The 17,091-nt window shown below is 62.4% G+C and carries 14 protein-coding genes; 3 read left to right on the top strand and 11 right to left on the bottom strand.

The features are described 5' to 3' along the window. Positions 1–95: 95 nt before the first annotated feature. From WF331_RS15765 to arcD (WF331_RS15745), 5 genes are all read right to left on the bottom strand, one after another. On the bottom strand, positions 96–464 hold the full coding sequence (locus tag WF331_RS15765; RefSeq protein ID WP_016501298.1) for a DUF5064 family protein: 369 nt from the start codon (positions 462–464) through the stop codon (positions 96–98). Positions 465–520: 56 nt separating this feature from the next. After that, positions 521–1,450, bottom strand: a complete 930-nt coding sequence (gene arcC / locus WF331_RS15760) for a carbamate kinase (RefSeq protein WP_016501297.1) — start codon at positions 1,448–1,450, stop codon at positions 521–523. A 143-nt stretch (positions 1,451–1,593) separates the two neighbouring features. After that, positions 1,594–2,604 carry an ornithine carbamoyltransferase gene (locus WF331_RS15755; protein ID WP_016501296.1) on the bottom strand — a complete coding sequence of 337 codons (1,011 nt, stop codon included), beginning with the start codon at positions 2,602–2,604 and terminating at the stop codon, positions 1,594–1,596. Positions 2,605–2,673: 69 nt separating this feature from the next. Continuing rightward, positions 2,674–3,936, bottom strand: coding sequence for an arginine deiminase (gene arcA, locus WF331_RS15750; RefSeq protein WP_284361838.1), 1,263 nt, complete (start codon positions 3,934–3,936; stop codon positions 2,674–2,676). A 33-nt stretch (positions 3,937–3,969) separates the two neighbouring features. After that, positions 3,970–5,397: an arginine-ornithine antiporter gene (gene arcD, locus WF331_RS15745; RefSeq protein WP_016501294.1), complete on the bottom strand. Its 1,428-nt coding sequence runs from the start codon at positions 5,395–5,397 to the stop codon at positions 3,970–3,972. A gap of 436 nt (positions 5,398–5,833) precedes the next feature. Between arcD (WF331_RS15745) and arcD (WF331_RS15740) the strand changes: the two genes are divergently transcribed. Then, positions 5,834–7,261, top strand: coding sequence for an arginine-ornithine antiporter (arcD, locus tag WF331_RS15740; protein WP_016501293.1), 1,428 nt, complete (start codon positions 5,834–5,836; stop codon positions 7,259–7,261). Here the strand turns inward: arcD (WF331_RS15740) and WF331_RS15735 are convergent. From WF331_RS15735 to gap, 6 genes are all read right to left on the bottom strand, one after another. After that, positions 7,241–7,654: a YbaN family protein gene (locus WF331_RS15735; RefSeq protein WP_016501292.1), complete on the bottom strand. Its 414-nt coding sequence runs from the start codon at positions 7,652–7,654 to the stop codon at positions 7,241–7,243. The two genes, arcD (WF331_RS15740) and WF331_RS15735, sit on opposite strands and share 21 nt — an antisense overlap. Before the next feature lie 54 nt (positions 7,655–7,708). Further along, positions 7,709–8,302, bottom strand: coding sequence for a biliverdin-producing heme oxygenase (locus WF331_RS15730; protein ID WP_016501291.1), 594 nt, complete (start codon positions 8,300–8,302; stop codon positions 7,709–7,711). Positions 8,303–8,503: 201 nt separating this feature from the next. Further along, a complete protein-coding gene (locus WF331_RS15725) occupies positions 8,504–11,092 on the bottom strand; it encodes a TonB-dependent receptor (protein WP_340623075.1) in 2,589 nt (862 codons plus the stop codon). A gap of 126 nt (positions 11,093–11,218) precedes the next feature. Next, positions 11,219–12,181 carry a FecR family protein gene (locus tag WF331_RS15720; RefSeq protein WP_340623074.1) on the bottom strand — a complete coding sequence of 321 codons (963 nt, stop codon included), beginning with the start codon at positions 12,179–12,181 and terminating at the stop codon, positions 11,219–11,221. An 88-nt stretch (positions 12,182–12,269) separates the two neighbouring features. Further along, positions 12,270–12,782: an RNA polymerase sigma factor gene (locus tag WF331_RS15715; protein ID WP_016501288.1), complete on the bottom strand. Its 513-nt coding sequence runs from the start codon at positions 12,780–12,782 to the stop codon at positions 12,270–12,272. Between the two features lie 247 nt (positions 12,783–13,029). Then, positions 13,030–14,031 (bottom strand): type I glyceraldehyde-3-phosphate dehydrogenase, encoded by a 1,002-nt coding sequence (gap, locus tag WF331_RS15710; protein WP_049277581.1) that lies wholly within the window; start codon positions 14,029–14,031, stop codon positions 13,030–13,032. Positions 14,032–14,295: 264 nt separating this feature from the next. On the opposite strand from gap, the gene edd reads away from it, so the two are divergent. Together edd and WF331_RS15700 are read left to right on the top strand one after the other, a co-directional pair. Next, the gene (gene edd, locus WF331_RS15705) at positions 14,296–16,122 is read left to right on the top strand and encodes a phosphogluconate dehydratase (RefSeq protein ID WP_016501286.1); all 1,827 of its coding nucleotides are present in this window, start codon (positions 14,296–14,298) and stop codon (positions 16,120–16,122) included. Next, on the top strand, positions 16,119–17,081 hold the full coding sequence (locus WF331_RS15700) for a glucokinase (protein WP_340623073.1): 963 nt from the start codon (positions 16,119–16,121) through the stop codon (positions 17,079–17,081). Before edd ends, WF331_RS15700 begins: the two co-directional genes overlap by 4 nt. Positions 17,082–17,091 lie beyond the last annotated feature (10 nt).

The raw sequence follows: 17,091 nt of genomic DNA, 5'->3' as shown, positions 1-17,091 counted from the left end.
CTATGTTCAAAGCAGCTAGACAATGTAGGCGAGTCCATACATAGGAGCGGCCTTGTGCCGCGAATGGGCTGCAAAGCAGCCCCGAGATCTTGAATTCACTCGAGATGTTCAGGCTTGATCGGGTCTCCCGATTTCACATCGAGCTTTTCGCGAATGTCCGCAAACATATAGTCGTAGAGTTTGTGCGGCGAGCTCAGGGTCTCGAATTTCTTCGGCGGCGCCAGATACGACTGCGCCTTGCGAGTCAGCAGCATGAGAAAGCTTGGCAGCACCTGGTCCTTGGCGAGGAAGAACTTTTCTTCCACAGGCTTGCCTTCGATACTGCCATGCATGCGGAACTGAATGCCTCTGCCTTCCTTGGGGTCCGACACTGCCTCGTACTCGATGTTCAGGTCATAGCTGTGGTCGGCACTGTTCAGCGCAGAGCGCTCGATGTGTACATGACCAGGGTGGTACTGGGCCATGGCTAGCTCCTTTGGAAGATCGAAAACGGCGGGCGCCAGGCACCCGCCAACTGCATTCAACGGTAGCTGATCCCAGGCTTCTCGGTGGAAACCCGTGTGCCGGCAGTACCTTTGACAATGTCTTCAATGTTTTCCAGCGAACTGATCACCGCCACCTTGCCGGTGTTGCGGGCAAAGTCACTGGCTGCTTGCACCTTCGGCCCCATGGAGCCGGCGGCGAAGCCGAGGCGTTCGAGTTCGTCCGGGTGGGCCTGGGCAATGGCTTTTTGCGTCGGCTTGCCCCAGTCAATGTAGGCTGCATCGACGTCAGTGGCGATAATCAGAAGGTCGGCTTCCAATTGCTCGGCCAGCAGTGCCGAGCACAGGTCCTTGTCGATGACCGCTTCGATACCTTTGAGCTTGCGGTTTTCATCGTACATGGTGGGGATGCCGCCACCGCCTGCGCAAATCACGATGCTGTTCTTTTCCAGCAGCCACTTGATCGGGCGGATTTCGAAGATGCGCTTGGGTTTCGGGCTGGCCACCACACGGCGGTACTTGTCGCCATCGGCCTTGACCACCCAGCCTTTCTCTTTGGCCAGGCGCTCGGCCTCGTCCTTGCTGTAGACCGGGCCGATGAACTTGGTCGGGTCCTTGAAGGCGGGGTCGTTGGCGTCCACTTCCACTTGGGTCAGCAGGGTGGCGAACGGCACCTCGAAGGCCAGCAGGTTGCCCAGTTCCTGTTCGATCATGTAGCCGATCATGCCTTCGGTTTCGGCACCCAGCACGTCCAGTGGGTAAGCCTCGTCAGGCTTGTAGGACAGTGCCTGAAGCGACAGCAGCCCGACTTGCGGACCGTTGCCGTGGGCGATGACCAGTTCGTTGCCAGGGTGAATCTTGGCGATCTGTTCGGTGGCGGTGCGGATATTGGCGCGCTGGTTGTCAGCGGTCATGGGCTCGCCGCGACGCAGCAGGGCGTTGCCGCCCAATGCAACAACGATACGCATGGGGAATGTCCTTTACGCAGATGGGGTGAGCACCTCGATCCTTTGTGGGAGCTTGCTTGCCGGCGATCACCGGCGAAGCCGGTGCCATGCACCGGGTTGCCTGCATCGCCGGCAAGCCAGCTCCCACAGGAGCGGGGTGGGTGTCAGAGGTCAGCCAGGGTCGACACCAGGATCGCTTTGATGGTGTGCATGCGGTTTTCCGCCTGCTCGAAGGCGATGCAGGCCGGCGACTCGAACACGTCGTCAGTCACTTCGATGCCGTTGGCCAGGTCCGGGTACTGTTCGGCGATCTGCTTGCCTACCTTGGTGTCGGAGTTATGGAACGCCGGCAGGCAGTGCATGAACTTGGTCCGTGGGTTGCCAGTGGACTTCATCAGCTCGGCATTCACCTGGTAAGGCTTGAGCTGCTTGATGCGCTCACCCCAGGCTTCGATCGGCTCGCCCATCGAAACCCACACGTCGGTATGAACAAAGTCCACACCCTTGACCGCCGCTTTCGGGTCTTCGGTGAGGGTGATGCGGGCGCCGCTTTCCTCAGCGTACTTCTTGCAGCGCTCGACCAGGTCGTCATGCGGCCACAGTGCCTTTGGCGCGGCGATGCGCACATCCATGCCGAGCTTGGCGCCAATCAGCAGCAGCGAGTTGCCCATGTTGTTGCGGGCGTCGCCCAGGTAGGCGTAGCTGATGTCGTGCAGCGGCTTGTCGCTGTTCTCGCGCATGGTCAGCACGTCAGCGATCATCTGGGTGGGGTGGTACTCATCGGTCAGGCCGTTGAACACCGGTACGCCGGCAAACTTGGCCAGCTCTTCGACGATTTCCTGCTTGAAGCCACGGTACTCGATGGCGTCGTACATGCGCCCGAGCACGCGGGCGGTGTCCTTCATGCTCTCTTTGTGGCCGATCTGCGAAGAGTTGGGGTCGATGTAGGTAACGTTCGCGCCCTGGTCGTAAGCCGCCACTTCGAAGGCGCATCGGGTACGGGTGGAGGTTTTTTCGAAGATCAGCGCGATGTTGTTGCCCTTCAGGTGCTGCTGCTCGGTGCCAGTGTACTTGGCACGCTTGAGGTCGCGGGACAGGTCCAGCAGGTAGCGCAGTTCGCGGTTGGTGTGGTGTTCCAGGCTGAGCAGGTTGCGGTTGTGAATGTTGAACGCCATGATTGCTTCTCCTTGAGTCCGGTAGTGTCCCGGCCGGCACTTTGTGGGCGCGGCCGGGTGCAATGGTCGTTAGTAGTCGATCGGGTCACGCACAATCGGGCAGGTCATGCAGTGGCCGCCGCCCCGGCCCCGGCCCAGTTCGCCGGCGCTGATGGTGATGACCTCGATGCCGGCCTTGCGCAGCAGGGTGTTGGTGTAGGTGTTGCGGTCATAGCCGATGACCACGCCCGGCTCGATGGCCACCACGTTGTTGCCGTCATCCCACTGTTCGCGCTCGGCGGCAAAGCTGTTGCCGCCGGTCTCGACCACGCGCAGCTTGTCTTTCTTGCCCAGCAACTGCTCGGATACCACTTCGAGGAACGAGGCATCCTGGGGCGCGATGTTCATGCCATAGGGCTTGCTGGAGTCTGGGGTGATGATGAATGGCTTGATCTCTTTCACCACCTCCGGGAATACCGTCACCAGGTCGCGGTCGCAGAAGCTGAACACGGTGTCCAGGTGCATCGCCGCGCGGGACTTCGGCAGCCCGGCGACGATGATTTTCTCGGCCGCGCCTTTCTCGAACAGGTTCTGAGCGAGTTGGCCGATGGCATGGCGCGAGGTGCGCTCACCCATGCCGATCAGCACGATGCCCTTGCCGACCGGCATCACGTCGCCGCCCTCGAGGGTGGCGTTGCCGTGATCCTTGTCCGGGTCGCCATACCAGACCTGGAAGTCAGCACCGGTGAATTCCTTGTGGAACTTGTAAATGGCTGTGGTCAGCAGGGTTTCCTGGCGTCGCGCAGGCCAGTACATCGGGTTGAGCGTCACGCCACCGTAGATCCAGCAGGTGGTGTCGCGGGTGAACTGGGTGTTAGGCAGTGGTGGCAGAATGAAGCTGGAGTGGCCGAGGTACTTGTTGTACATCTTGATCACTTCGGCGCCTTCGCTGACTGGAAGGTCCTGGCCTGCCACGCCGCCAATCAGGAACTCTGCCAGGTGGCGCGGTTCCAGCCCTTCGAGCCAGCTACGCACCTCGTTGGTCAGGCCGACACCCACGGTGTCAGAGGTAATCTTGCGATCAAGGATCCACTTGAGGGCTTCGGGTTGCTGCACGATGTCGGTCAGCAGGTTGTGCATTTCCAGCACTTCCACGCCGCGCTCGCGCATTTTGGTGACGAAGTCGAAATGGTCACGCTTGGCCTGGTCGACCCAGATCACATCGTCGAACAGCAGCTCGTCACAGTTGCTCGGCGTCAGGCGCTTGTGCGCCAGGCCCGGCGAGCAAACCATCACTTTGCGCAGTTTGCCGGCTTCGGAGTGGACACCGTACTTCTGTTTTTCAGCGGACATGGTTTCATTCCTCCAATTGAACGAAGACGTGGGTCAAAGGGTCAGGAAGCCGTCGTACAGGCCATAAGCTGCCACCAGGGCGCCAATGACCACGGCTGCGAAGATCAGTTTTTCCACGTTGGTGAAGATAGGTTGGCCAACTTCACGCTTGGCTTTGGCGAACAAAATCGCCCCAGGTGCGTAGAGCAGGGCCGAGAGCAGCAGGTATTTCACGCCGCCGGCGTACAGCAGCCAGATGGCGTACAGCAGGGCGATGCCGCCGATGATCAGGTCTTTCTTGCGTTCGGCCAGGGCCTGCTCGTAGGTTTCGCTGCGCAGTGCCAGCAGGAACGCATAGGCTGCCGACCACAGGTAGGGCACCAGGATCATCGAGGTGGCGAGGTAGATCAGCGACAGGTAGGTGCTGTTGGAGAACAGCGTGATCACCAGGAAGATCTGCACCATGGCGTTGGTAAGCCACAGGGCGTTGGCCGGTACCTGGTTGGCATTTTCGCGGCGCAGGAACTCCGGCATGGTGTGGTCTTTGGCGGCAGCGAACATGATCTCGGCGCACAGCAGTACCCACGAAAGCAAGGCCCCCAACAGCGAGATGATCAAGCCGACGCTGATCAGCACCGCGCCCCAGTGGCCGACCACATGCTCCAGTACGGCTGCCATCGACGGGTTCTGCAGCTTGGCCAGTTCCGGTTGGGTCATGATGCCCAGCGACAGCACGTTGACCAGCACCAGGAACAGCAGCACGGTGACAAAACCGATGACCGTGGCCTTGCCCACGTCGGAGCGCTTTTCCGCCCGGGACGAGAAGATGCTCGCGCCCTCGATGCCGATGAACACCCACACGGTGACCAGCATCATGTTGCGCACCTGGTTCATCACGCTGCCCAGCTCCGGTGTACCCAGGGCCCAGATGTCGGCGGTGAAGATGTCGAGCCTGAAGGCAAACAGGCAGATCAGCGCGAACAGCACCAGCGGCACCACTTTGGCCACGGTGGTGACCAGGTTGATGAACGCGGCTTCCTTGATGCCACGCAGCACCAGGAAGTGCACTGCCCACAACAGGATCGACGCGCCAATGATGGCGGCCGGCGTGTTGCCTTCACCGAAGATCGGGAAGAAGTAGCCCAAGGTGCTGAACAACAGCACGAAGTAGCCGACGTTACCCAGCCAGGCGCTGATCCAGTAGCCCCAGGCCGAAGAGAAGCCCATGTAGTCGCCGAAACCGGCCTTGGCGTAGGCATACACCCCGCCATCCAGGTCAGGCTTGCGGTTGGCCAGGGTCTGGAACACGAACGCCAGGGTCAGCATGCCGACCGCGGTGATGCCCCAGCCGATCAGCACAGCGCCAACCCCTGCACTGGCGGCCATGTTTTGCGGCAGCGAGAAGATCCCGCCGCCAATCATCGAACCGACGACAAGTGCAACTAACGCGCCGAGCTTTAGTTTTCCGGATGAATCAGACATTTAACAACTCCTGCCAGGAGAAAGTTGACGTCAGCATAAATCCGACGCCGTTGCCGTTAGCTGACTTGTGTCAGTTTAAGGCGACGTGAAGGTAGGAAATTTCCTTCACGGGTGCTCCTGGAGAGTGCCGACAGCTTAAGCTGCAAGCCTTGCGCGCTGGCACCTCCATGTCTTTCTAGAGCAAACGCTCTGTTCAGCCTGCGATGCTTGAAGCTAGCCGTTTTTGACGCTTTCGCAAATTTTTCACAATAATTTTGAGTTTTATCGGGAACTGTTCTAGTTGCTGTCCAGCTGCTAGCTTTTAAGGAAGGTTGCATAGACAAAGCAGTTATGAGTGCTATAGCTTGAGTGGCGGGTTCTCTTATAAGTAACCACATGTATATGGCCCGCAGGGCTGTTTCAAAGGCATGACAGCGCGTAAAAAAATGGGGGATGCATGAGCGAACCGGGACAGAAGTTGCGCCTGGGCGCGCTGATCGCACTGGTGGTCGGCTCGATGATTGGCGGCGGGATCTTCTCGCTGCCGCAGAACATGGCGGCGCGTGCCGATGTCGGGGCGGTGCTGATCGGCTGGGGCATCACCGCCGTCGGCATGCTGGCCCTGGCCTTCGTGTTCCAGACCCTGGCCAACCGCAAGCCAGAACTGGACTCGGGGGTGTACGCCTACGCCAAGGCGGGTTTCGGCGACTATATGGGCTTCTCTTCAGCCTGGGGCTACTGGATCAGCGCCTGGCTGGGCAACGTCGGTTATTTCGTACTGCTGTTCAGCACCTTGGGCTTCTACTTTCCGGTTTTCGGCGAAGGCAACACGCCGATCGCCATCGGCTGCGCCTCACTGCTGCTGTGGTCGGTGCATTTTCTGGTGCTGCGCGGCATCAAGGAAGCCGCGTTCATCAACCAGGTGACCACCGTGGCCAAGGTGGTGCCGTTGCTGATGTTCGTGGTGATTGCGGCGTTCGCCTTTCGTGCCGATATCTTCACCCGTGACATCTGGGGCTTGAGCAACCCGCAATTCGGCAGCGTGCTGGAGCAGGTGCGCAACATGATGCTGGTGACCGTGTTCGTGTTCATCGGCATCGAGGGCGCCAGCGTGTACTCCGGGCGCGCCGAGCGTCGTTCGGATGTGGGCAAGGCCACCGTCATCGGTTTTCTGGGTGTGCTGGCGCTGCTGGTGCTGGTCAACGTGCTTTCGCTGGGGGTGATGACCCAGCCTGAACTGGCCGGTTTGCAAAACCCGTCGCTGGCCTCGGTGCTGGAGCATATCGTCGGCCCTTGGGGGGCGTTGCTGATCAGCCTCGGCTTGGCGGTTTCGCTGCTGGGTGCGTTGCTGTCGTGGGCGCTGCTGTGTGCCGAGATCCTGTTCGCCACGGCGCGGGACAAGACCATGCCGCGCTTCCTGGCCAAGGAAAACGCCAACCATGTGCCCTCCAACGCCCTGTGGCTGACCAACTGCATGATCCAGGGCTTCCTGCTGATTACGCTGTTCTCGGCCGGTACCTACACCAGCCTCATCTACCTGGCTTCGTCGATGATCCTGGTGCCTTACCTGTGGTCGGCGGCGTATGCCGTGCTGCTGGCTGTGCGTGCAGAAACCTACGCCGGGCAACCGGGGCTGCGCCGCAAGGACTTGCTGGTGGCGCTGGTTGCCTTGCTGTACGCCGTATGGCTGTTGTATGCCGGCGGGCTCAAGTACCTGCTGTTGTCGGCGCTGCTGTATGCCCCCGGCGTGATCCTGTTTGCCAGGGCCAAGCATGAGCAGGGCCAGGCATTGTTCACCACATGGGAAAAGCTGATTTTCGCCGCCGTGCTGGCGGGCGCTGCACTGGCGGCCTACGCCCTGTACTCAGGGCTGTTGAGCTTGTGACGGGGCAGGGCAGGCGTGTTCCGGGCGTGACCAGATCCACAGGTTGCCCAAGGTCATGCCGGCGATTGCCAGGAACACGGGCCAGTGGTGCTCCAGAAACGTCAGCATCAGGCCCGCGCACAGCAGCATGCTGATGGTAGCGCTTACCTTGGCCCGGCGCTGGATCACCTTGCCGTTGCGCCAGTTGTAGAGAATCGGCCCGAACAGCCGGTGGTTCTCCAGCCAGGCAGACAGGCGCGGCGAGCTGCGGGTCGCCGCCCAGGCGGCCAGCAGGATGAATTCGGTGGTCGGCAAACCGGGTATGACGATCGCGACCAAGCCCACCCCAAGGCTCACGTAAGCCAGGATTCCATACAACAGGCGGGCGATCTTCGAGCGGGCAGGTCGGGTCATGGTCTCACTGCAAAAAGCGGTTCGGCCACCGGTAGGGTGGCCGGTTACGGCGTATCAGACCAGCGCGGCATCCGCAGCATAGGCATGTTTGAGCAGTTCGGTGAAACGCTCGAAGGCGGCAACTGCACCGCGTTCGGCAGCGGCTTCCTCTTCAGCCGACAGCTCAAGGCCATCGAGGATGCGGGTGAACTGCTTCCAGCCTTCGGCACGGCCACCGGCTGGCTCGCCCAGGTGGCGGGCACCGAAGGTGTCGGACAGCTCCAGGGCCACGGCACGCTTGATCAGAAACGCAGCGCCCAGTTTGGAGCCTTCAGAGACGAAGATCCAGCCCATTGCCTCGCCCAGGCTCGGCTTGCCCACGGCGCCTGGCACGGCGGCTGGCACTTCGGTGTCGAGGTCGGCGAGGTCCAGGCGGGCCTGGTCGGCACGGCAGCGCTCGGCCAGGTCGGGGACTATGGCGTTCAGCTGCGGATCGTTGTACAGGGCTTGCAGCTCGGACTGGAACAGGTACTGGGCAACGACGAAGCGGGCGAAGCTTTCGCGGCTGTCGAAGGGCGCGTGGGATTTGACCAGGGCATCCAGCTCGGCGTGCGGGGCGTGGGTGATCTGGTTCAGGCGCTGGGAGCGCAGGGCTGGGCGTTCGGTCATGGGGCAGTCCTTGGAAAGAGGGGCGTCTAGATACAAGACGAAACAGCGGCGGCGGGACAGTAAAAAAACTGGGTTGTAGTGTTGTCTGTACCGTCCTCTTCGCGGGCACGCCCGCTCCCACAGGTTCAACGCAGGCCGTGGACCTGTGATGTTTCTGTGGGAGCGGGCGTGCCGCGAAGAGGCCGGTACAGGCGGAAGGGATCAGATATCCCAAACCACATTGATACCGAAGTTGCGCCCCGGCATGGTCAGGCGGTCGATGTTGGCTGGCTGGGTCACAGCGGCTTCACCCTGGCCGTCGTAGCTGCGCACCGAGTCCCACTGCCAGTATTTCTTGTCGGTGAGGTTGTACAGGCCGGCGTTGATGGTCACGTCGTCGGTCACCTTGTAGAAGCCGGTCAGGTCCAGCACGCCGTAGCCCGGGGTGCGGAACTTCGAGCTCGAACCGTCTGGCGAGTAGAAGCTGGAGTCGTCGACACGGGTCTTGCGCTTGACCAGCGTCCAGCTCAGCAGGCCGCCGTAGTTCTGCTGCTCGTAACCGAGGCCGAACACGCCCTTCAGCGGGTTGACGCTGTTCAGCGGCTCACCGGTGTCATCGTTGCGACCATAGGTGTAGGCAATAGAACCCTGGGTATACAGGCCTTGCGGCGCGCCGAAGTGATCCAGGTTCAGGCGGCCCTTGACCTCGGCACCCTTGATGGTGGCGTGCTTGATGTTGTTGGCCTGGAAGGTCTGTTCCAGATTGGCGCTTTGCACCGCATCTTCGTCGATGAAGTCGCGGTACTTGTTGTAGAACACCGCGACGTCGAAGTTACCCACGTCGAAGTTGCCACGCAGGCCGGTTTCATAGCTCTTGCTCTTTTCCGGCTCCAGGCCTGGGTTGCCTTCTACGCGGTAACCTTCCTCAAGGTTCACGAACTTTCCGTACATGGCCTTGGCGGTCGGGGTACGGAACCCTTCGGCATACTGGCCATACCAGGTGTAATTGTCGTTGAAGGCGTAGGTCAGGCCGAACTTGGGCGAGACGCGGTGCCACTTCTTGTCCGAGTCGTCCTGGGAGGTGGGTGCCGTGCCGGTGGACTCCAGGCCACGCAGGAATTCGTCGGTGAACTTGGGTTCCATGCGCGTGTAGTCGTAGCGCGCACCGGGCATGAAGGTCCAGTTGTTCCAGCGGATTTCATCCTGCACGAACAGGCTGTAGGTGTTCACGGTCGGGTCCGGGAAGTCGCTGACCAGAACCTGGCCGTCTGCCGGGCGTTCGGCGCCTGCGGCGGAGCAACCGGAGCCCACGGCCAGGCAGGTGCCCGTGCCGCTGCGCGTACCGGTGATTTTCTCGTGCTTGATCGTGGTGCCATAGGTCAGCAGGTGGTCGGTGGCGCCGATGCTGAATGCCTTGTCCAGCTGGGCATCGAAGACCCACTGGCGGTCCTTGTAGGTCGTGTCACGCGTGCGCAGTACCTGGCGGCCAGGCGGTGCGTAGACTTCTTCGGTGTGCTGGTCGGTCTTGGCGATCTGGTAGTTGAGGCTCCACTTGACGTGGTCAGCGACCAGCGAATCCAGGCCGAACTCATGGTTGATGCCAAAGCGCTCGCGGGTAATGGTGTCGTTGCCACTGCGCGCCTTGTAGTAACCCATGCCGCCAAAGCCCGGAATGAACGGCCCGCCCACCGCGCTAAGGATGTTCTGGTCGCGGTCATCCTTGTAGCGCTCGTAGGTGAAGCCCAGGCGCGCGTCGTCGTCGTAGTTCCAGCCCAGCTTGGCCAGCACGTTGGTGGTGCGCACGTCCATCGGGTTGGCTTCGGTGCGCGACAGGCCGGCACCGCTGTGGCTGCCGTGGGTTTCGGTCTCGTGGCCGTTACGCTGGCTCAGGTGCAGCAGGCCATCGAAATCACCCTCGCGGCCGGCCACGGTGGCGGAGGTCAGCCAGCTTTCGTCGGCCGAGCTGTAGCCGGTCTTCAGCCGCGCACCCACGTCCTTGCCGGGCTTGATGATGTCGTCGGGGTCGAGGGTGAAGTAGCTCACAGCGCCGCCGATGGCATTGCTGCCGTACAGCACCGAGGCCGGGCCGCGGAGGATTTCCACGCGCTTGACGATTTCCGGGTCGACGTAGTTGCGTTGGGTCTGGGCGTAGGGGCCGTAGAAGAAACTGTCCGGGATCGATACCCCGTCGACCTGGGTGAGGATCCGCTCGCCGTCGATACCACGGATGTTGTAGCCGTTCAGGCCGCTGCGCTGGCCGGTGCCGGCCACCGATACGCCCGGCTCGTAGCGCACGAGGTCCTGGATGTTGTTGACGTTCTGCCGGTCCAGCTGCTCTCGGGTCTGCACGCTGACGGTGCTTGGCACCTGGCTGACGTCCTGGGCACTCCGGGTGGCGCTGACGGTCACCTGCTGCAGGGCGATTACGTTGCCGCCAGCCTGGCGCTCAAGCACCACGTTGCCGTTGCTGATCTTGCGAAAACTCAGCCCGGTACCCTGCAGCAGGCGCTTGAGGGCGGCATCTGGCGGCAGCGAGCCTTGTACACCCGGCGAAGCCACGCCGTCGGCCAGCTCGGCGCTGAAGCCGACTTGCCAGCCGGTGACCTGGCTGAAGGCATTGATCGCCGACACCAGCGGCTGCTGGCCGATGCTGAAGCGGTAGTCACCCATGCGCGGGCTGCTGGCCTGGGCCGGTTCGGCGGCCAGCGCTGGCAGGCTGCAAGCGCCGCTGGCGAGCAGGGCCAGGGTCAACAGGGACAGTTGCCCGGTTCGGCGGGGAAGGGTGGACGTGCGGGTAGGACCAGTGGACATCGGAAGCGCTCCCTGATGCGCGGGCTGTTATAGGTGATTGCTGTTCTCGTTTTCAAACAAGAATCAGTTGCATTGGCTATAACGAGACGGGCGGGGCAGGGCGATCGCGTAAAAATAATTTCGGGGTCAGTTAAGAATCACCAGGGCAGGGTACTCATGCAGCTGTGCCGAGGTGATATGGGCCAGTGCGCGCAGGGTTTCCAAGGGCTGGTCGAGGCGGTAGTTGCCGGTGACTGCAACGTCTTCGAGCTGGGCATTGCGGTTGATGATCCAGCCGGGATAGTAGCGCCGCACTTCAGCCAGCACCTGGCTCAGCGGGCAATTCTCGAACACCAGGCGGCCGTCAACCCAGGCCAGGTCTTTTTGCATGTCGGCGCGTTGGCGCTGGCCGAAGCCCTGCGGGCCCACGCTGATGCTGTCGCCGGCACTCAGGCGGATGCGCTGGTCGCGTGCCCCTTGCAGGTCGACATCGCCGCGTTGCACCCGCACCTGAGCCTCGCCATCGAGGTAGCGCACGGCAAAGTCGGTATCGCGCACCTGTGCGCGCAACGGCCCGGCCTCTACCTCAAGCGGCAGCAGTGCGCCCTCGGGTATCTGGAAGTAGGCCTCACCCTGCAGCAGGCGAGCAACCTGGCGGCCGTCCCGGCGGTCGCTGGCAAATGCCGAGTTGGTGTTGAGCAGCACTTTTGCACCGTCTGCCAGTTGCAGGCGCTGGCGCTCGCCCACCACGGTCAGGTGGTCGGCCTGCAGGCGGGTAGGCAGGTTGCCGACGGTGAACAGCCCGACCAGCAACACTGCAGCGGTGGCCAAGGGTTTCCAGTGGCTGCGCAGGCGCCCGCGCCACGAGCGGCGTTGCTGCTGGTGCATCTGCGTGGCCGCCTGGTGCAACGGCATACCGTTCCACAGTGCTTCTGCCTCGACATAGGCCTCGGCGTTTTCTGGCGCGGCACTCAGCCAGGCTTCAAAGGCCTGTGTGTCTGCGGCATCGGCGCATTGCAGGCGCACCAGCCAGTCCAGCGCCTCGTCCATGGCACGAGCACGGGCACTAGGCCCGGCAGGTGACGGGCGAGGGGCAGGGCTGTCGGTCACGGTGAATCCTTGAATGGTTTTTTGCGAATGATCAAGGCTAAGACGGGGTGTGGCAAGGGCTTTGCGTCGCCGTTCGCCTGCGGTCAGCTTACTTGAGGCGTTCGGCAACACCCATGCAGATCGCCATGATCAGTTTCAGTTCCTTTTGCACCGTACTGGGCGAAACACTGAGTTGTTCGGCGATTTCCAGGTAGGTGGCGCCGTGCAGGCGGCTGAGGATGAAAATGCGCTGCTGGCGTTCACTCAGCTGGTTGAGGCTGACGCTCAGGTGCTTGAGCAGCTGCTCGGCGTGGGCGGCATCCTCGCTGCTGGAGGCGGGTGCGGCCACGCTGTGCAGCACTTCGTCGGGCACGTCGTCGACCAGCATGCGTGCCTGCACCCGGCGTGCGCGCAGGTGGTCCAGTGCCAGGTTGCGCGCGGTCTGGAACACGAACGGCTCGATGTGTTCGATGGGCCGCTCGCCCAGGGCGCGGGACACCCGCAGGTAGGTTTCCTGCAGCAGGTCTTCGGCCGTGCTGGGGTTGCCAACCATGCGCTGCAAGGTACGCAACAGGGTGAGGCGCTGGATGAGGAAGACGGAGTTGAACCGGGACTGACTCACGGGGGGACCTGGCCGACGAAAGGTTAATGATAATGCTTATCATCCGTCGCGTTGGTCAAGTGTGGAAATGTTAGGAAAAGGTAAAGATTGTGAGTTCCCGCCCTGTGCGGTCCCTTGTGGGAGCGGCCTTGTGTCGCGATGGGCTGCGTAGCAGCCCCGGAATCTCAGCTACGCAGCAAATATTGCAGGGGGCCGCTGCGCAGCCCATCGCGACACAAGGCCGCTCCCACAAGCAGCGTGCCAGGTCTTAGCGGGCCTGGCACAACGCCAGGCAGTTATCCAGCATGCGGTTGCTGAACGCCCACTCGTTGTCATACCACGCCAGCACCTTGAGCATGCGCCCGTTGGCCCGGGTATGGTTGGCATCGAAAATCGACGACAGCGGGTTGTGGTTGAAATCGCAGGAAACCAATGGCAACGCGTTGTAGCCCAATACCTTGGAATGCTGGCTGGCTTCGAGGAACAGTTGGTTGACCTGCTCAGCCGTGGCCTCGCGCTTGAGGTTGACGGTGAGGTCCACCAGCGACACGTTGATCACCGGCACCCGCACTGCCATGCCGGTCAGTTTGCCGGCCAGCTCCGGCAGCACCAGGCCCACGGCCTCGGCGGCGCCGGTCTTGCTGGGGATCATCGACTGGGTGGCCGAGCGCGCCCGGTACGGGTCGCTGTGGTACATGTCGGTCAACACCTGGTCATTGGTGTAGGCGTGAATGGTGGTCATCAGGCCTTGCTCGATGCCGAACTCGCGGTGCAGCACCTGGGCGATCGGTGCCAGGCAGTTGGTGGTGCAGGAGGCGTTGGAAATGACCTGGTGCGAGGCCCGCAGGATGTCATGGTTGACCCCGTACACCACGGTGGCATCGGCACCTTTGGCCGGCGCCGAGACAATTACCTTGCCCGCCCCTGCCGCAAGGTGTGCAGCGGCCTTGGCGCGGTCGGTGAACAGCCCTGTGCACTCGAACACCACGTCGATCGCCTCGGCCTTCCAGGGCAGTTCGGCCGGGTTGCGGATGGCACTGACCGCGATACGGTCACCATTGACCGTCAGGCTTTCGTGGTCGGCCTCGACCGTGGCGTCGAACGTGCCGTGCACGCTGTCGAACTTGAGCAGGTGAGCATTCATGGCGCTGTCGCCCAGGTCGTTTATGGCGACGACCTGCAGGTCCTGGCGGTAGCCTTGGGTATACAGTGCGCGCAGGACGTTGCGACCGATGCGGCCGAATCCATTGATGGCGATGCGTAGGGTCATGGCAGTACCTCTGGCAGTCCGAGTGAAACCTGTGGCAAAAAGGAGCTTCACTGAAACGGTTTTGTTGTTGGAATTACAAGATTATTCACTAGCTGATAGAAAACAAGCCTTTTTAGTGGCAGTATTTTGTTTAAACATACAACGAGTGGTTGGGCGATGCGCCTCCACCGATGCAGCAGGCTCCTTTGCTTGAGCCTAGGCCGCAATCGTTTGGAGGGGAAATGCCCGGTAAACCGCCCTTACAATTAGCCTGGAGTCCAGTACATGCATCCGCGCATCCTTGAGGTCACCCAGCGGCTGATCGAACGCAGCCGAGCCACCCGCGAACGCTACCTGCAGCTGATTCGCGGCGCGGCCAGTGAAGGCCCCATGCGTGCCAGCCTGCAATGCGCCAACTTCGCCCATGGCGTGGCCGGCTGTGGCAGCGAGGACAAGCAGACTCTGCGCCTGATGAACGCGGCCAACGTGGCTATCGTCTCGGCCTACAACGACATGTTGTCTGCCCACCAGCCGTACCTGCACTTCCCCGAGCAGATCAAGCAGGCACTGCGCGAGGTCGGTTCGGTCGGGCAGTTCGCGGGGGGCGTGCCGGCCATGTGCGACGGCGTGACCCAGGGTGAGCCTGGCATGGAGCTGGCCATCGCCAGCCGCGAAGTCATCGCCATGTCCACGGCGGTAGCGCTGTCGCACAACATGTTCGATGCCGCGCTGATGCTGGGCATCTGCGACAAGATCGTCCCAGGCCTGATGATGGGTGCGCTGCGCTTCGGCCACCTGCCGACCATATTTGTCCCGGGCGGGCCGATGGTGTCCGGCATTTCCAACAAGCAGAAGGCCGATGTGCGCCAGCGTTATGCGGAAGGCAAGGCCAGCCGTGAAGAGCTGCTGGAGTCGGAGATGAACTCCTATCACAGCCCGGGTACCTGCACCTTCTACGGCACCGCCAATACCAACCAGCTGGTGATGGAAGTGATGGGCCTGCACCTGCCGGGCGCCTCGTTCGTCAACCCGTACACGCCGCTGCGCGACGCCCTCACCGCCGAGGCCGCGCAGCAGGTCACGCGCATGACCAAGGCCAGCGGCAGTTTCATGCCATTGGGCGAAATCGTCGACGAGAAGGCACTGGTCAATTCGATTGTCGCCCTGCACGCCACGGGCGGCTCGACCAACCACACCCTGCATATCCCGGCGATCGCCCAGGCGGCAGGTATCCAGCTGACCTGGCAGGACATGGCCGACCTCTCCGAGGTGGTGCCAACCCTGTCCCACGTCTACCCCAACGGCAAGGCCGACATCAACCACTTCCAGGCCGCCGGTGGCATGGCCTTCCTGATTCGCGAGCTGCTGGATGCCGGGCTGCTGCACGAAGACGTCAACACCGTGGCTGGCCACGGCCTGCGCCGCTATACCCAGGAGCCGTTCCTCGACAATGGCAAGCTGGTGTGGCGCGAGGGGCCGCAACAGAGCCTGGACGAAAGCATCCTGCGCCCGGTGGCGCGGCCGTTCTCGGCCGAAGGCGGCCTGCGGGTGATGGAAGGCAACCTGGGCCGTGGCGTGATGAAGGTGTCTGCTGTCGCCCCCGAGCACCAGGTGGTCGAAGCCCCGGCGCGCGTGTTCCAGGACCAGCAGTCGCTGGCCGATGCGTTCAAGGCCGGCGAGCTGGAACGCGACTTTGTCGCCGTGGTGCGCTTCCAGGGCCCGCGTTGCAACGGCATGCCCGAATTACACAAGCTCACACCCTTCCTCGGTGTGCTGCAGGACCGTGGCTACAAAGTGGCGCTGGTCACCGACGGGCGCATGTCCGGTGCCTCGGGCAAGATCCCGGCGGCCATCCACGTTTGCCCCGAGGCGTATGACGGCGGCCCGCTGGCGCGGGTGCGCGATGGTGATATCGTGCGGGTCGATGGCGTCGAAGGCACATTGCGGGTCATGGTGTCGGCCGAAGAACTGGCCAGCCGCGACCTGCCGCCGGCCCCCCAGGGCAATGACCTGGGCTGCGGGCGCGAGCTGTTCGGCTTCATGCGCATGGCGTTCAGCCCGGCAGAACAGGGCGCGAGTGCCTTCACCTCGGCCCTGGAGAACCTCAAATGAAGGACCTGCTGGTTGGTGACATTGGTGGCACCAATGCCCGTTTTGCGTTGTGGCGTGACAACCAGCTGCATGAGGTAAAAGTCTTCGCCACTGCGGACTACACCAGCCCGGAGCAGGCTATCGAGGCTTATCTCGAAGGCCAAGGTATCGCCCGCGGCGGGTTGGCGGCTGTATGCCTGGCGGTAGCAGGGCCGGTCGATGGCGATGAATTTCGCTTTACCAACAACCATTGGCGCCTTAGCCGTACGGCTTTCTGCAAGACCTTGCAGGTTGAACGGCTGTTGCTGATCAACGATTTCACCGCCATGGCGCTGGGCATGACCCGCCTGCGCGAAGGGGAGTTTCGCGAGGTGTGCCCTGGTCAGGCCGACCCGTCGCGGCCAGCGTTGGTGATCGGGCCAGGCACTGGCCTTGGCGTGGGCTCGCTGCTGCGTCTGGGCGATCAGCACTGGCAGGCCTTGCCGGGGGAGGGCGGCCATGTCGACCTGCCGGTGGGCAATGCCCGCGAAGCGGCAATCCACCAACAGATCCACGGGCAGATCGGCCATGTCAGTGCCGAGACCGTGCTCAGTGGCGGTGGCCTGGTGCGGCTGTACCAGGCAATCTGTGCGCTGGATGGCGATACACCCAGGCACAAGACCCCGGCGCAGATTACTGACGCAGCGCTGGGCGGCGAGCCACGGGCGCTGGCGGTGGTTGAGCAGTTCTGCCGGTTCCTTGGGCGTGTGGCGGGTAACAATGTGCTGACCCTGGGCGCGCGAGGCGGGGTCTATATTGTCGGCGGCGTGATTCCGCGTTTTGCCGAACTGTTCCTGCGTAGCGGGTTTGCCGCGAGTTTTGCCGACAAGGGCTGCATGAGAGGTTACTTCGCCGGTGTGCCGGTGTGGCTGGTGACGGCGGAATTTTCCGGTTTGCTGGGGGCCGGTGTGGCCTTGCAGCAGGCCTTGGACCACAGATAAGTGTAAAGGG

It is taken from the genome of Pseudomonas sp. YNh, from assembly GCF_037993085.1.
In the GTDB taxonomy this organism is placed as follows: Bacteria; Pseudomonadota; Gammaproteobacteria; order Pseudomonadales; family Pseudomonadaceae; genus Aquipseudomonas; species Aquipseudomonas putida.
This window is presented reverse-complemented; position numbering and strand designations above follow the sequence as displayed.

Bases quoted from the DNA above. Each gene is read 5' to 3' on its own strand.
- WF331_RS15735 (WP_016501292.1), bottom strand. From the start codon at position 7,654: ATGACCCGACCTGCCCGCTCGAAGATCGCCCGCCTGTTGTATGGAATC.
- arcD (WP_016501293.1), top strand. From the start codon at position 5,834: ATGAGCGAACCGGGACAGAAGTTGCGCCTGGGCGCGCTGATCGCACTG.
- gap (WP_049277581.1), bottom strand. From the start codon at position 14,031: ATGACCCTACGCATCGCCATCAATGGATTCGGCCGCATCGGTCGCAAC.
- WF331_RS15755 (WP_016501296.1), bottom strand. From the start codon at position 2,604: ATGGCGTTCAACATTCACAACCGCAACCTGCTCAGCCTGGAACACCAC.
- arcC (WP_016501297.1), bottom strand. From the start codon at position 1,450: ATGCGTATCGTTGTTGCATTGGGCGGCAACGCCCTGCTGCGTCGCGGC.
- WF331_RS15725 (WP_340623075.1), bottom strand. From the start codon at position 11,092: ATGTCCACTGGTCCTACCCGCACGTCCACCCTTCCCCGCCGAACCGGG.
- arcA (WP_284361838.1), bottom strand. From the start codon at position 3,936: ATGTCCGCTGAAAAACAGAAGTACGGTGTCCACTCCGAAGCCGGCAAA.
- arcD (WP_016501294.1), bottom strand. From the start codon at position 5,397: ATGTCTGATTCATCCGGAAAACTAAAGCTCGGCGCGTTAGTTGCACTT.
- WF331_RS15700 (WP_340623073.1), top strand. From the start codon at position 16,119: ATGAAGGACCTGCTGGTTGGTGACATTGGTGGCACCAATGCCCGTTTT.
- WF331_RS15730 (WP_016501291.1), bottom strand. From the start codon at position 8,302: ATGACCGAACGCCCAGCCCTGCGCTCCCAGCGCCTGAACCAGATCACC.
- WF331_RS15765 (WP_016501298.1), bottom strand. From the start codon at position 464: ATGGCCCAGTACCACCCTGGTCATGTACACATCGAGCGCTCTGCGCTG.
- edd (WP_016501286.1), top strand. From the start codon at position 14,296: ATGCATCCGCGCATCCTTGAGGTCACCCAGCGGCTGATCGAACGCAGC.